Source organism: Neobacillus sp. PS2-9, from assembly GCF_030915525.1.
Taxonomy (GTDB): domain Bacteria; phylum Bacillota; class Bacilli; order Bacillales; family Cytobacillaceae; genus Neobacillus.
Window position 1 is genome coordinate 4,325,936 of the sequence record NZ_CP133269.1, and the last position, 15,703, is coordinate 4,341,638.

15 protein-coding genes and 1 riboswitch are annotated in these 15,703 nt (G+C 40.3%); of the genes, 3 read left to right on the plus strand and 12 right to left on the minus strand.

All coding sequences use genetic code 11. The features are described from left to right. Positions 1–12: 12 nt before the first annotated feature. Together RCG25_RS21660 and RCG25_RS21665 are read right to left on the minus strand one after the other, a co-directional pair. On the minus strand, positions 13–399 hold the full coding sequence (locus RCG25_RS21660) for a DUF6114 domain-containing protein (protein WP_308080884.1): 387 nt from the start codon (positions 397–399) through the stop codon (positions 13–15). A 15-nt stretch (positions 400–414) separates the two neighbouring features. Further along, positions 415–990, minus strand: a complete 576-nt coding sequence (locus RCG25_RS21665) for a DUF6230 family protein (protein WP_308080885.1) — start codon at positions 988–990, stop codon at positions 415–417. 209 nt (positions 991–1,199) lie between these two features. Between RCG25_RS21665 and RCG25_RS21670 the strand changes: the two genes are divergently transcribed. After that, positions 1,200–2,702: a LuxR C-terminal-related transcriptional regulator gene (locus RCG25_RS21670; protein WP_308080886.1), complete on the plus strand. Its 1,503-nt coding sequence runs from the start codon at positions 1,200–1,202 to the stop codon at positions 2,700–2,702. Positions 2,703–2,766: 64 nt separating this feature from the next. Here the strand turns inward: RCG25_RS21670 and queF are convergent, their stop codons facing one another. Further along, on the minus strand, positions 2,767–3,267 hold the full coding sequence (queF, locus tag RCG25_RS21675) for a preQ(1) synthase (protein ID WP_308080887.1): 501 nt from the start codon (positions 3,265–3,267) through the stop codon (positions 2,767–2,769). 82 nt (positions 3,268–3,349) lie between these two features. After that, positions 3,350–3,396, minus strand: a riboswitch (PreQ1 riboswitch). A gap of 144 nt (positions 3,397–3,540) precedes the next feature. On the opposite strand from queF, the gene mscL reads away from it, so the two are divergent. Further along, positions 3,541–3,933, plus strand: a complete 393-nt coding sequence (gene mscL / locus RCG25_RS21680; RefSeq protein ID WP_308080888.1) for a large-conductance mechanosensitive channel protein MscL — start codon at positions 3,541–3,543, stop codon at positions 3,931–3,933. 48 nt (positions 3,934–3,981) lie between these two features. Then, positions 3,982–4,620 carry a Bax inhibitor-1/YccA family protein gene (locus RCG25_RS21685; protein WP_308080889.1) on the plus strand — a complete coding sequence of 213 codons (639 nt, stop codon included), beginning with the start codon at positions 3,982–3,984 and terminating at the stop codon, positions 4,618–4,620. 687 nt (positions 4,621–5,307) lie between these two features. Here RCG25_RS21685 and RCG25_RS21690 read toward each other — a convergent pair. From RCG25_RS21690 to liaF, 9 genes are all read right to left on the minus strand, one after another. After that, positions 5,308–7,053 (minus strand): aromatic amino acid hydroxylase, encoded by a 1,746-nt coding sequence (locus RCG25_RS21690; protein WP_308080890.1) that lies wholly within the window; start codon positions 7,051–7,053, stop codon positions 5,308–5,310. A gap of 42 nt (positions 7,054–7,095) precedes the next feature. Beyond that, entirely contained in the window at positions 7,096–7,614 is a 519-nt protein-coding gene (locus tag RCG25_RS21695; RefSeq protein ID WP_308080891.1) for an RNA polymerase sigma factor, read from the minus strand. A 100-nt stretch (positions 7,615–7,714) separates the two neighbouring features. Beyond that, positions 7,715–9,055, minus strand: a complete 1,341-nt coding sequence (locus RCG25_RS21700; protein WP_308080892.1) for a polysaccharide biosynthesis protein — start codon at positions 9,053–9,055, stop codon at positions 7,715–7,717. A 112-nt stretch (positions 9,056–9,167) separates the two neighbouring features. Continuing rightward, positions 9,168–10,916, minus strand: coding sequence for an FTR1 family iron permease (locus tag RCG25_RS21705; protein WP_308080893.1), 1,749 nt, complete (start codon positions 10,914–10,916; stop codon positions 9,168–9,170). Between the two features lie 30 nt (positions 10,917–10,946). Then, on the minus strand, positions 10,947–12,215 hold the full coding sequence (efeB, locus tag RCG25_RS21710) for an iron uptake transporter deferrochelatase/peroxidase subunit (protein WP_308080894.1): 1,269 nt from the start codon (positions 12,213–12,215) through the stop codon (positions 10,947–10,949). Continuing rightward, positions 12,216–13,064, minus strand: a complete 849-nt coding sequence (efeO, locus tag RCG25_RS21715) for an iron uptake system protein EfeO (protein WP_308080895.1) — start codon at positions 13,062–13,064, stop codon at positions 12,216–12,218. A gap of 217 nt (positions 13,065–13,281) precedes the next feature. After that, complete coding sequence (locus tag RCG25_RS21720; protein ID WP_308080896.1) at positions 13,282–13,914, minus strand: response regulator transcription factor; 633 nt, start codon at positions 13,912–13,914, stop codon at positions 13,282–13,284. Beyond that, the gene (locus RCG25_RS21725; RefSeq protein ID WP_308080897.1) at positions 13,907–14,956 is read right to left on the minus strand and encodes a sensor histidine kinase; all 1,050 of its coding nucleotides are present in this window, start codon (positions 14,954–14,956) and stop codon (positions 13,907–13,909) included. Before RCG25_RS21725 ends, RCG25_RS21720 begins: the two co-directional genes overlap by 8 nt. Next, positions 14,953–15,687, minus strand: coding sequence for a cell wall-active antibiotics response protein LiaF (gene liaF / locus RCG25_RS21730; protein WP_308080899.1), 735 nt, complete (start codon positions 15,685–15,687; stop codon positions 14,953–14,955). Before liaF ends, RCG25_RS21725 begins: the two co-directional genes overlap by 4 nt. Between the last annotated feature and the right edge of the window lie 16 nt (positions 15,688–15,703).

The following is a 15,703-nucleotide window of genomic DNA, read 5'->3' on the forward strand; positions in this document are numbered from 1 at the left end:
GTTCGCTCCCCTTTAGACAGTATGAACCGTCTTATCAACTCTGTTTGGAGGTGCTGCCTTCACTTGAACGGGAGCAAGGCGCCATGCCATTAATAACGCCCCTCCGATAATTCCAAAAAGGGTTCCAAACAGGAAGCCTCCCAATGCCCCAATCACCGAGAGAATGGATAGAAAAATAGTAAAGATTCCTAGTATTTTAGATGCATTCGGAAAAAATAGGGCAACGATACCTAACAAAGTAATGACTCCGCCAAACAATAAACCGATGATGGCTATGGAGCCAGGAAGAAATGTACTGAGGTAAAGGTTTAATGGGACCCACGAGATCATCAGACCACTAAGAATGGTAGTTACTGCTCCCCCTAGCGGCCGTTTTTTTCGCCACTTTTTAAATGCCATCAAAGTCCCTCCTCTTTATTTCTTATTAATCTTCTCAACTGTTAATCTCATCCCGTTCATATTTATCGTCTTTTGAAATAGGTAATGAGTCTTTAATTTTGCGTGCTCTAGGGTAATTTTAGAAGAGGTTTGCTGGAATTGTTTTTGCCAGTCATCGCTATGCTTTTCCTGGAGTACTAAATTCTGAAATTTGGCGTTGGCTTCAATAAGTCCGGCATCATGCTGCAAACCAGTAATCTGTACCGGTTTGGAGGCAGTAATTTTAACCCGGATCCATTCGCCACCAACTTGGAAGTCCTTGTATAGCTGTAGATTGTCGATCGTTAAGGTGTCGATTAAATTAGTCCCTTGTGGTGCTGAATCAGAAGAGCTTGTTTCTCCCATTTTCGGGTAGAAGACATAGCCATTTCCTTCTAATTTATCAAACTCTACATAAAAGTCCCCTACACCGGCAATAGGTACCGCATAGGCTACCCCAGATATTCCAAATGACACTAAAAGTAGGGCTAGAGCTATGATTCCTGTTCCTAACGCTGACCAAAAAACTTTTTTACTTGTGGTACCCTCAACAAGCTGAATCGTGCTTTCCATGAAACCCCTCCTATTTTCCCAATTTTCAATATACAACCTTTCCTTTACAATACAACCTAAGGTATCCTCCTACAATCACGGAAAATATCGTAAAAAAAAGAGACCCCCGACAAATGACGGGTACAGTTTTTTCACTACGGACATATTGGAAATTTTTTCTTCGTATTATTTAGAAAAAGCAGAAGCATTCGTTACGGAGGTGGATGACAATGAAGCATAAAATCGAACAGCTTGTACAAAAAGGGATGACCCTCTTACTTGAACTGAAAGAGCCCTTCTTGATGGAATGGAGGAAACTTCAACCTACATTAAAGATTCAAAATGATCATTTAGTAGATGAAATAGATACGATGATTCAAATAGCATTAAAGAAGGTTTCAGCCGGAAAAGCTACAAATGCAGATACCTTCATCCATTCGATTCTCACAGAATGGCAAAATCGATTTTCGACCGAATACAATGAATCCGATTCCATTTCTCTCGTCTCAACGATTGAAAATATATTTCATAAGCTTCTAGCAGAAAAATCGGAAGCTACTTTTCTTGACCACCAGGCCATACAATCGTTTTTTTCACGAATGATGGATCAGGCATTGTTAACACAAAGCTGGGAAGAACAAAATAAAAAGTGGATTAAAAATATGATCGTCACTGATATCATTCCCATGAAGTGGGCGGCTGTGGTTAAAAAGGAGCTGGAGAATTACCAAATTGAAAGTATTGTCTGTTCAGACGATTATGCTGTAGACACCCATTTAATCGACATGTGCTCCAATTTGAAAGCCAGTCAAATCAGCCATCTTTCATCAGCGATAAATAAACTAATCGGCACAGGCGAGGAGGAATCGGACATTGTTCAGGTACCTTGTCTGAATGATGTGTTACTTGTTTGTGTACGGGATCCTGGAACGACGATTACAGAACATCAATGTGATTTTATTAGAGGTATGTATCTTCGACAGTTAAAGCTCCAACAGCTTGAGAGCAGGATGGAGTGGAAGGATGGGTCTCTCCTCTTCTTACAGCATTTGTTACGTGCACGGAGCGTGGATGATGCCGTAAAGGCGATTACAAAGGGGTTAGTCGACTATATGCCGTTTAGCCGCTGTGGTTTGTTTTTGTATAATCATTACGAAGATAAAGGGATTGGTGTTTCGGGCTATAATGTCAGCATTCCTTCTGTGCAGCAAATCCAAGAAGAAATATTAGGGCTCTCTTTAATAGAAAAATATTTAAGCTCGTTAACCCATTCGCAGCCGCTTTACTTTTCTAATGCCTTAGATGTGTTACCCAAAAAATATGTAAATGAATTTCAACTTCGCTCATTAGTGGTGTTACCCATCTTCGTTCCCACTAAAAGCAAACTGCTTGGGATTGCTCTATTAGATCAAGGCGAAAATTCACATTTTGATATCAGCATGCAAACCCTATCGACGCTCATCAAATTTGGGCATTATGCCGGGGAATTGTTGTATTCTATATGGGATGAAGCCTTACACCAGTTCGGTGGGACGCACTCTGTCTTAACCATGCGTGAAAAAGAGGTATTACAATTGATCGCAGGGGGTGCCTCTATCAATGAAGCAGCTGAAAAACTCCATCTGAGCAGCTATACCGTACGAGATTATATATCCGTTATCATTCAGAAACTAGAAGCTAAAAATCGGACGGATGCCGCTGTAAAGGCCATAAAAATGAAACTCATATCATAAAAAGGAGCAACTGCTAGCAGCTGCTCCTTTTACGCATTAACGCACCGGGGGACTGTCCCCAAATTTAGCGGTTATCGATTTTTTCAGGGTATAAATCATGGTTCATCATACGATGATCAGCCATTTGCTCGTATTTCGTACCTGGTCTGCCGTAGTTGCAGTAAGGGTCAATGGAGATTCCGCCTCTTGGCGTGAATTTGCCCCATACTTCAATATAGCGAGGATCCATTAACTTAATTAAATCATTCATGATTATATTCATGCAGTCTTCATGGAAATCTCCATGATTACGGAAGCTGAAAAGATAAAGCTTAAGCGATTTGCTTTCCACCATCTTTTGATCCGGAATATAGCTGATATAAATTGTAGCAAAGTCAGGCTGTCCTGTTTTTGGACAAAGACTTGTAAACTCAGGAAAATTGAATTTTACGAAGTAATCACGGTTCGGGTGTTTATTATCAAACGCCTCTAGAACCTCTGGCGTGTATTCAAATAAATACTTTGTTCCTTGATTTCCTAATAATGTTACACCTTCTAATTCAGCATCTGTTCTTCCTTCTGCCATTGTTAGTCCTCCTTATATAACCCGGTTATAACTATAAGAAAGAAATAAAAAACCATATCCTAAGGATATGGTTGAATTCTCCATTTCCATAGTTTTTTATAGAGGGTGTCTGCTATGAACCTCTCCCCAGTATTCGGGTATCCATGTAATTAATTTCATAGTAACTATAGTGAATTTTGCGTCCACTGTCAATCAGCATTTTATGGGAAGCCTTGAGAAGGATAGGGTATAAAGGTACAATAATACTAAGTATAAGAAAGGGGGCAGTATGTCATGTGGAACGAATTCAAGAAATTTGCCATGAAGGGCAATGTCATTGATTTAGCAGTTGGGGTTATTATTGGGGGGGCATTTGGAAAAATAGTCTCGTCTCTGGTCTCAGATATCATTATGCCATTAATTGGATTATTGATTGGAAAAACAGACTCGTTTTCTAAACTTGCTTATCATGATTTAAAATACGGACAATTTATTCAAACTGTTGTTGATTTCTTTATCATCGCCTTCTCTATTTTCCTATTTGTAAAATTCATTAATCGCTTTAAAAAGAAAGAGGAACCCGCTGTGGTTGTAGCAAAAATTGACCGCCAAGAAGAACTCTTAGCTGAAATTCGCGACTTATTAAAGGAAGATCGAGATATTTTAAGAAAAAATGAAACATCTTGACCTCTTGTACGTATATTCTAGTAACAAATAAATTTAGAGGTGAAAAACTTGTATACTCAAACATCTACTGAGTTTATGCCATCCGTATTACGGACATTTGCTCTATCACTTGCTATCGCTTTCTTAGGCACAATGGCTGGTGCGTTTATTGTACCGTCTTGGCTTATGATTCCATTGTATATTTTAGAATTTGTCATGCTTATATCTGCGTTCTTTTTAAGACGAAAAAAAGCCATCTCGTACTCATTCCTTTATGTCTTTACCTTTCTTTCTGGTATCACACTATACCCAATTGTCGCTCACTACTTAGCGACATCAGGAGCAAACGTAGTAGTTATGGCCTTTGCAAGTACTACCGTTGTCTTTACAGGTATTTCTATTTATGCGGCAAAATCAAAACGTAATTTCTCGTTTTTAGGTGGATTTTTGCTGGCTGCACTGCTTGCTTTAGTAGCCATCTCCATCTTTAATATTTTCTTCCCGTTAAGCTCAACAGGAATGCTTGCTTACTCCTTTATTGGTGTAGTCGTATTTAGCGGGTATGTACTTTTTGATATCAGCCGAATGAAGCATTACGGTGTAAGAGCAGAAGAAGTTCCATTGATGGCCTTAAACCTATACCTTGATTTTATTAACCTATTCATTAGCATTCTTCGTATCTTGGGGATTCTATCAAGTAAAGATTAATAGTAAAAGGAGCTTGGATCACATTCCAAGCTCCTTTTACTTTATTAGTACCTAGTTTATTAGGTAGACTGGTTTTATGTTACCCGGTTCTCTTTTCTGGATCCATTTCGGGCACGTAGATCGATTCTATGTTACCCAGTTCCCTTTTTCAATCACATCTCGGGCACGTAGACTGCTTCTACGTTACCCAGTTCCCTTTTTCAATCACATCTCGGGCACGTAGACTGCTTCTACGTTACCCAGTTCCCTTTTTCAATCACATCTCGGGCACGTAGACTGCTTCTACGTTACCCAGTTCTCTTTTCCATACCCATTTCGGGCACGTAGACTGCTTCTACGTTACCCAGTTCCTTTTTCAATCACATCTCGGGCACGTAGACCGATTCTATGTTACCCAGTTCCCTTTTCCATACCCAATTCGGGCACGTAGACTGCTTCTACGTTACCCAGTTCTCTTTTCCATACCCATTTCGGGCACGTAGACTGCTTCTACGTTACCCAGTTCCCTTTTTCAATCACATCTCGGGCACGTAGACCGATTCTATGTTACCCAGTTCCCTTTTCCATACCCAATTCGGGCACGTAGACTGCTTCTACGTTACCCAGTTCCCTTTTATCAATCACATCTCGGGCACGTAGACCAACTAATCCCTACAAAAAAACACGATTTTCTTTATTTAAACCATGTTATTTTTCAAAGGAATTAATTAAAGTTAATCCCCGATTAATCATTTGTTTAACTGATGAGTCCCAGTCAGTATTTTGCAGCTTATTCATGATAGCGTTTACATTTTGATGACCATCATCGTGCATTTTATAAAGTTCGAGAATCTCTAAGCGCAGTAACCACTCTTTTGGATACCGGTCATCTAAGATGGCTAAAACTTCTCCTACATGGGCCGCACTTTGTTCATCCCAAACCAAACCTTCACGTATGTGGCGAATCTCTTCATATAAATTTTCCAGCTCATTCCATTCTGGTTTATCAACAACTTCCTCTGTATCTTCTATCTCTGTCCATTCAAAATAAGCATCAGGATCTGCAGCACCAGCAAAGACCGAATCAATGCTTGCACCCACGGCCATATCGAATGTCCCCCATGCTGGTTCAAATAGTACCTGATCCTTATAAGCTACTTGGCAATCTTTAAAGGAGATAATAACAGGTTTGGAGTCTGAAAAAAGAATTCCTTTCACCGTTCCCTCAACCAACACTCCACTCTCAAATTTTAATTGGACCTTATGATCCTGAAAAATACCTAAGTCCTTTAGCTGCGCAACCGTACATTGCTCTAAGACAATATCTCCTTCTAAACGACCAATAGGTGTACCAAAGCCTTTACGATGTGTTTCTTTTCCATGTCCATCCAATTGTTGATTGTTGTAGGCCAATGCTGTTGGACCCTTCGTCTTGAGATAAACGGCTTCCTTTTTTTCATTTATTAAAACATCAGCTAGAGTTCCTGTAACTTGCAGGCCTGAGGAAAAGCAAATCGTTGCCGTGTTTTCTGTCTGCAGTGCTTGAACGAGACTCTCCGTTCCTCCTTTCCGGAAGGCCATTGTCGAAGCAAAGTCATCAATAGCCGCGACTAAGTCCTCAAAGCTTTTACAAACAAATAACTGTGGCTGCGGTTTCGTAACATCATAAGGGGTACTTATGCAGGCTTCAACGGAAAATGGAATTTTACGGATATCATCCTTCAAACAGCTTTGGCTCTCTCCCACCGAAGATAGCAAGCCAGCCCCGTATATGATTGGGTGATCGAGCTCACCAATTAATCCGTATTCCACCGTCCACCAAAACAGTCGTGATACCTTATCAGCTTCTGATAAACCTTTCAACTTGCTGCGCGCTTCAGCAACCTGCATCTCGGCCTCTTTTACTTGCTCTGGAGTCGAATTGGGGTCTTCTGCCACAATCGTTAAATGACGAACAGCCATAAATACCTGTGCTTTTTCTTTACTCGAAAGAGCCTTTGCACCCATTTCCCCGATTTTCCTTACAAATTCGCGGTAGGCTTCATCTAAAAGGATAGGCGCATGCCCTGCCGCTTCATGAAGCATATCCGGTGCCGGCGTATAAGCAATATTTTGTACGTTCCGAATCTCTGTTGCAATCGGTAAGAGGCGGTTAGCTAAAAAGCCATAAAAAGCAGAGCCTGGAATAAGTCCATCGATGGTCACCGCCCCCCAGCCAACCTTCGAAAGACTCGTATTCATATCTTCGACTTTTGGAATGGATTCCGTCTTGATCCCTGAATCTCTTAATCCATTCACATAAGCAGGATGGGCAATTTCCTTTAGGAAATAATGATTTTGCTTCATAACAAAACGCCAAACTGCATGCTCAATTGGCGTATAACGGTGGTAATGTTGCTTTGAAATATATGGCAGTAAATTGGCAGGAATATTTTTTATTCTTTTTCCAGTCATCTTAAACTTCCCCTTTTCAAAGAATAATTACATATGGAGCATTTAGGCTAGTGATAGCATTTTTGGCCGGAGCCGTTCCTTCGCCCTTTTCATTCTTGTTTTAACAGTAGACATCGGAAGATTACTTTTTTTCGCAATTTCTAGTAGAGATAGATCTTGATAGTAATAAAGATAAATAGGATAACGATAAATTTCGGGTAATAGGTTTATCTTTTCCGCCATTTGCTGAGCAGAAAAATTATGTAGGACTTCTTCTTCTGGAATGTAGGGAGATTCGACTGAGACAGAATACGAATACACCTCTTCCTTCCAAAAATGCTTTGATTTATTTTCCTTCCGCCAATAATCACGGCATTTATTGATGGCGATCGTATATAACCAGCTTTTGTATTTACCCTGCTCCTTAATTGAAGGATATGCTAAATAAGCAGAGAGTAATACCTCCTGATATAGATCCTCCGCAAGTTCCTTATGTTTGACTAACGAAAAAATATATTTATAGATGGTTGTCCCATATTCATTGACTAATTCCTCAAACGAATTCACTAATTGCTGTTTCATTTCTACCATTCCCTCCAAACAAAAAACTTTCTATATTAATAGACGGAATGGACAGACCGAACCCCTACACTTTCTTTTTTGGGTACAGTCCCCCGGCGCTTTAGCGCAACGGGGGATTGTCCCCGATTTTCACGCCCTTCATAAAGACAGACACGCCAATTTTTTTACAGATAGTTAAATAATGCATCAGCGCTAGTAGAATGGAGCCTGTATTCATTCCTATAATCACTCCGTTCATTCGCCAATCCGGCGAGGAACCAAGCCATAAGACGAGCCCAAAGGAGATGACAATTGACCAAACGATGTGTATAAAGGCATCCTTAATCAAATCAAGACCGATCATAAAGGCCTGCATTGGCATGATAAAAAAGTGAAATAAGAAATACGGCCACAGTAATTGTAAAAATACAGCCGAAGTATCTGATTTAAAGAATAGCGATGTTAATTCAGGAGCAAAAAAATAAAAAATGGTTACTGCTGCGACTCCATAGATAAAAGTAAGCTTCATCACCTGTTGCAGCATTTTTTGTAGAGTAGGATAATCCTTTTGCGAATGGGTTTTTGACACGGCCGGAATCAGGACGATCATTAAAGAATGGGCAATAAAGGCCGGAAAAAATCCGATCGATACAGCTACGCCCATTAACATCCCAAATTGTTCGGTTGCCAGTACATCAGACATTCCTGAGTGTACCAATGCGGCTTTGATGATAAATGGTTGAATCGCACCAGTGAAAGCAGAAAACAACCGAAGTCCTGTGGTAGGGACGGAAACGGCCATTAGATTCTTCCGTACCACTTTGCGATTGATGTTTGAAAAAGGCTGGCGCTTCAATTGTTGGAATTGAATAATAAACAAGTAGACTAAGTAAAGAAAGACGACAATTTCACTGCCAATCAAAGTTCCAATAGCAATTAACAGTGATTCCTGTGAATCAAACTCAAACAAACGGAAGAGGATAAACAATCCACCAAGCTGGATGATTTTTCTTATAAAGTTAGAGATGGCGATTCTCCCCATCTGCTGTTTACCCATAAAATATCCTCTGGCAACGCTAGTAAACGCAATAACAGGAATAAGAATCATCACCAGCCATCGAATATAAGGATGATAGGCATTAAAGACTGGAATAAATGGAAGAACAGCCGCTGTTAACAAAAAAAGAATACTGGTAAATACAACTGTTATGGTAATCGCATGATGCAAAATATTCCGATGGTAGCGCTCTTCTCTTTCTGCAATAAACTTAGAAATGGATACCTGAAGTTCAAAACTTGATAGTAAAACGATTAAAAAGATAGAAGGCAGGATGGACATATAAAGCCCTAATCCGTGTGATCCCAGCTCTCGTGCAAGAATCATATTCACCAGCACTTCAATCCCTTCCCCTAAAAAAGCGGAAGCTGCCAAAAATAAGATTCCTCTATAGTAAATAGCCATACATCGACTCCCCTTTGACCCAATCTTACTTTTAATAACCTATGAGACAAGTTGTAAGATTAGTAGGGGAATTTTTTTCGAATGACGAAAAAAAGGGCGTATGAGCGCCCTTTTAAACTTCTGCAGAAACCATCTGTTTTCCTTCTCTTTTTTTCATAAAAAACACAATAAACATAATGACTATAAGTAAAAGCACTTGAGATAAGGTGGTTTCCCAAGTTGGATAAAGTCCAATCCAATCCACAAATGGAAATCCTTCAACCGTACTGGTCGGGATCACATTAGATATTTGCAATGCATGAATACTGATCCCAAGAATTTTAAATGCCAAAAAGTATATTAGAATCGTGGCTGTTTTAAAGAAAAGTCGAATAGGAATCTTCACACTGTACTTGATAATCACAAAGCCGACAATGACTAAAATAACTATCGCTAACAAGACCCCGCTTACGAGCTGCATTAAGCTAATATAAGGGGTAATTCCTGTATAGAAGATAATCGTCTCTGCGCCTTCACGAAAGACGGATAGAAAACTTATGAAAGAAAACGAGAGAAGACTTCCTTTGGCGATTGCCTGATGCATTTGTTGATTGATGTACTTGTTCCAATTTCCAATACTCGATTTGTTGTGGAGCCATGCCCCCACTGTCAGCATCATCACTACGGCAACCACACCGGTTAATCCCTCAATATACTCCCTGCTTGATGCAGCAACAATTTGTGAAAAGACGATGTTGATGATAATCGCTAAAACCGCACTAGCTAAAATCCCTGCAACAACCCCGGACCAAATCCATTTCTGTTTTGAAGACTGTCCCATCTTTTTCAAAAAGGCAATTAACGTCGCGACAACGAGTAACCCTTCTAAACCTTCTCGTAAAAGAATCAGGGCTGCATCCCATATTGTGTAATTCGTTTTGCTTAATAAAGGGGCAAGGCGATCACTGATTTCCTTAATCATGTCAGAAGCTTTCTCAGCCTTCACCTTTTCCGAATTTAACAGACTGATAGCCGTAGGGATTTTCGTTTCGATATCACTGTACAACCCACTGTCCCTTGTCTGAACATCGCCTTCTACCATTGGCCAAATGCTTAGAATCTCATTCAGTTGGGAGCTCGCACCTTTGTACTCTTTTTGAGAAATCTGCTTTTCAGCTTTTTCCAACAAAGCGGCTACATCTGAAAGCGAAGCTTCACCCTCGAGTTGTTTTGAAACCTTTCCAGCTAAAAAGTTATTCACTTCTTTCGTTAACTGTGCAAGATTTGCCTTTGCTTTTTCCAGGTCAGCTGGCTCTTGTTTAATCGCAATTCGTATGAGAGCCATGTATTTTTCGATATTTCCGTATGCGGCAATACTCTCATCATGAACAAGTTTTTCCGAAGCCGTCCATTGGTTCAATATTTTTTGATATTGACCTTTTAAACTAGCAGTCTCTCCATTTTTAATTGAACTCTCCATAGTGCTAATGAGTGGGAGTAATTGTTTGACCTGCTCTTTTGCTTTTTCTTTATCCTGTGGATTTTGTTCTTGGTCATACAAAACAACGGCACTCGATAGAGAAGAAAGGCTTTTGGCAAGTGTCTCATTTTCTACATTGCCTTTGGTTAGTAAGCTTTGAACCTCTTTTAATTCCTGGTCCACCTTTTTAGCCTGCTTACTATCTGCTTTCTTCATTTCCTTCCAATCAACTGCAAATTGTTCCATATTACTAGAAACAACCGCTAACTCCCCATCCTTTGCCTTCATTAAACTGTCTCCAATCAGCACAAAAAGCTCATCATGGTTTTCTTCTGCTGATACAGGTTGGAAGGTTTGAAATAAGATGAAAAGTACCGTAAGTAATATTGTAAATCTTTGCATAAGCCTCTCTCTCCCTTAAAAGGAAAAACACTAGTTAAATAGTGTTTCTCCAATGAAACTTCCCTTTTTGACTCCTGGCAAACAGGCAAAAATCGCACTGCCTCGGTGGGATGTATATTCGTTTAATTTATCCATTTTGGCTAGTCTCTCTTGGATTGGAATAAATTGCTTACTTGGCTTCCGCTGAAAACCTAGGAACAACAATCCTGCATCAAAACTTCCTGTTTTCTTATCCATTCCATCTGAATACGAATAGGCTCTGCGAAGAATTTGCTGTGACCCATCACCTCGAGATAATCGGACATGTGAATCTGCTGGGATGTCTTTCAGATCCACTTTATCGAATTCATCTTTTTTACCAAATGGGGCGCCACTCACACGATGTCTTCCAAATGTATTTTCCTGTTCCTTTAAGTTGGTTCGGTCCCAAACCTCGATGAACATCTGAATTCTTCTGACAACTAGATAGCTTCCATCAACAAGCCAATTAGGGCCATCACCTGGCTGTACCCATAACTGCTCGTTCATGATCTTCTCATCATTTACATCAGGATTGATGGTACCATCTTTAAAGCCAAATAAATTTCTAGGTGTTTCATTTTTGGCATCTGCTTGTTTCGTCCGTTGGAACCCCGATTGCGCCCAACGTAATGTTGCTTTTCCTCTTGCAATCCGAATGAGGTTTCTTACCGCATGGAATGCTACCTGCAAATCATCCGCACAAGCTTGGATACACAAATCCCCGCCAGTCCATTCCTCTTCCAAGGCATCAAGCGGAAATTTTGGAAGATCGACTAATTCTTTCGGCTGCTTATGTTTCAACCCAAACCGGTCTTGATTATCATTTTGAAAAAGTGAGGGACCGACGCCGAAGGTAATGGTTAAGTTTGAGGCAGATAACCCAGCTGCCTCACCCGTATCTTGTGGGGGGAGAAATTCATTCCCAGTGAGTTCGCCGATGGCCTTTCCTTCTGTCATCAAAGCCGCCGCTTTTGTCCAGTCCTTAAACATTTTCACTAACTCTTCTCTTTTCGTAGTGGTCACATCTAAGGAAACAAAATAAACATGGTTTTGTGTTTTTGTAGTTATTCCACTTTGATGCTTTCCATAAAACGGAACAACGTCCTTATTTGTCCTCGTACTTGCCGCCTTGCTTTCTTGGATGGAAAGGATTCCGCCAAGACCAGATGCACCGAGAATCACTCCTACCCCACCGATACCTGCTGTTTTAAGAATATCGCGTCTCGAAACCTTTTTTTCATTTAATGTCTCTAAGCTGTTAGTAGTATTCGTTGTCAATTAAGACGCCTCCGTTACCATTCCTATTTGAGAAAGCGGTTCTGCAAGCGCATCGATTGCTTGGCTCAGTTCCTTCACTTGCGCTTCAGTTAATTCCGTATAAAGTTTATAGTCTTCACCGTTTTTATGCTGACTCAGTAAAGCATATACATCATCAAATCGAGCTTGAATTTCTTTAGAGACTTCCTCATTTTTTTCCTTTAAGGCTGGTTGAAGAAGCTTGTAAATTTTTTCTGCACCCTCTACGTTAGCAGCAAAATCATAAAGATCCGTATGAGAGTAACGGTCTTCTTCTCCAGTTACTTTTGAAGTCGAGACCTCGTTTAAAAGATCGACTGCTCCGGTAATTAACAGGTCAGGTGTCACCTCTACGGTATCTACCTTCGCACGTAATAGATTAACGTCTTTCATTAGTTGATCGGCGATTTGCTCATACCCTTTTGTTGTTTTGTCGATCCATAGACCTTTTTCAAGTTTATGGTAGCCGCCCCATTCAGCTTCCGGTACGTCCCCTTCACGTGCATCAATTTTAGGATCGAGATCACCGAATACCTCTGCAATTGGCTCTGCCCGTTCGTAGTGCATCCGCGCTGGTGCATAAAGTTGTTTCGCTTTCTCCACATCACCGTTTTTTACAGCAGTAGTAAAGGCCTCCGTTGCCTTAACAAATTCCTCAATTTCACCGATTGCGTATTCGCGGTACTCTTTTGATACCCCTTCAAGAGCAGCTGAAGCTTGAGTCTTTGTTTCTTTGACTTTTTCCGTTGTAGAAGTCTTCTCTGTATTTGAGCATCCGAATAGAAGACTGCTAGATAATAATAACGTTCCTGATATTTTTAGTAGTTTCATATGTAAAAACCCTCCTGGTAAATGATAATGATTTTCATTATTAATATAATAACAGTAATTGAGAAGAATTTTCAATTACTTTTTTAATTAATTTGGCGCTGTTAACTTGCCTGTTGATTTCCGCTCCAATCAACAGGGTGTAAAATATCAACACTGTTCTGTAACACAGTCAATTAAATAAAAAAAACTATCCTGTTTTATGGATAGTTTCTCGGTTTTATTTGATTAAAGAATGCTTAAACGCATAGATCACTGCTTGGGTTCGGTCTTGTACATTTAGCTTACTTAGGATGTTGCTGACATGGGTTTTGACGGTCTTTAGTGCGATGAAGAGTTCATCGGCAATATCCTGATTGGCTTTTCCCTCTGCCATTAGTAGCAGAATCTCTAACTCCCGGCTGGTCAGATCTTCGTGGGGCAGATGAGTATGTTTTTGGCGCATCTTCACCATCATTTTTCCCGTCACTTCCGGCTCAAGTACGGATTGACCATGGTATGTAGCACGAACAGCATTGGCAATTTCACCAGCTTTAGAAGTCTTCAGCATATAGCTGGTTGCTCCTGCCTCCAGGGCTGGGTACACCTTCTCATCATCTAAGAAGCTTGTAACAATAATAACCTTTGCTTCCGGCCATTGTTCAACGATTTGCCTTGTTGCCTCAATCCCGTCCATTTCCTTCATAACCAAATCCATTAAAATGATATCAGGGCGCAGTTCGAGAGCAAGCTCGACCCCTTTTTTCCCATCATCTGCTTCACCTACCACTTCAATGTCAGGTTGCGCGGATAAATAAGAGGAAACCCCGATTCTCACCATTTCATGATCATCAACAAACACGACTCTAATCATTCGCACCATCTCCATTTATCATCACCGGAATTTTCACTTCCAGCCTTGTTCCTTTATTTTTGACACTAATGACTTTTAAGGTACCTCCAACCTCTAGTGCCCGTTCATGCATATTTTGCATCCCGTAAGAACCGGCTTTCATCTCGTTTACTTCAAAACCAATTCCATCATCAACAATCCTAAGAATAGCAAAATCATCTCGTTTGACCATCAGCACCTCTAAGCTGCTTGCTTTCGAGTGTCTCAATGTGTTTGAGATTGATTCCTGCAGAATCCGGAAGAGATGATCTTCGACACCTTTATCTAATGGAAAATCTTCTACTTTCCAATTAATATCCATTGTTACCTTTTGAGATAATTCGACTAACAGCTCTTCCATTCCTTCCTGCAGCGTTTTATTCTTTAAGGCAACGGGACGCAAATGAAGAAGGAGCGCACGCATTTCAAGCTGGGATTGATGAATCATCTCTTCCACCAATTTCAACTGCTTTGCTTCGCGCTCATTTTCAGACTCTTGTTTTGTTTCATTAATGGCGGACATCATCATTGATGCGGCAAAAAGTTGCTGACTGACTGAATCATGTAATTCACGTGCAAGACGGTTTCGTTCCTGCTCAATAATTTCTTGAATCCTTGCTTCCTGATCTTCTACTTTTTCAGTAGCTAAACGTTGGGACAACTTCACTTGCTCTGACATTTGTTTACCAATTTTATCAATCCGCTCGGCAATGGTTTGCATTTCTACAATGGCAGGCTTACCTTCTGCCTCCGCAGCTCTTCCCTGCTCTAATTGATGAAGGGAATGATCAATAGCAAGAAACTGTTTCCGCCAAAATAAACCAGAAACCCCACCCAAGAGAATCCCAATGACAATGCTGAAAGCAGGAATAAAAATAACAAATGGAATATCCATGAAATGCCGTTTCCACAATTCAGACCAGCTGTTTAATGGAAACACAATGGTGAAAATTGCTGCAACAATAAGGGCCATGAGGAACGAGCAAGCGACACTCCAGACGATCTGGCGCTGGGTTGTACTCATATCCGGCTCACCTCTAAATTCCCAACAATAAGTGAGGTAAAGATTTTCACCTTTTGCTCTGACTCCTCATAACCTGGAGTTTTCAATTGAAAAACTTGATTAAATATCCTCGGTTCGTGGTTTCCAAACACAGTTGTTGAGCCCACCACACAGGAATGGTTAATGCATACATCTATTTCATATGGAACATGGATGTGAATATTACCGATCAGGTTTCGGATGAAAATTACTGTTTCCCCTTTTGGTAGCATCGTGTAACTGAGGTCAATAACGGTATCCCCTATTCCGGTCTGGATGTTAACATCCTTCCATTCGTACACGCCTACTGGTGTCTTTTGCTGACCCAACAACACATTTTCAAACAACGGCTCAACTTTAATAACCGTCTCTTCCGGGGCAGTTGTTTCTTGAGTCTGAATATCTAATGGAATCTTTTTTGGATTCTTCTTTGATTGTAAGTATTGGATAAAAAAGTGTAGTAATATCGCTAATAATAAGAAGCGAAAGGTCATCATGTTAAAGACACTTATAACAAAGATAATAATTCCAGCAATGAAAAGGATCTTACCAGACTTACGGCCAGCCTTTTTCCTGCTAATATAAATCAGTCCACCTGCGATAATAAGGGAGAAAATAAGCCCTTTATTGAAAAATAAAATCTCCAATAGCAAAATGACTATACCGATGAATACAAGCCATCCTAAGTAATCATTTTTTTTATTTTTAATCATCGGCTCACCCTCCCTT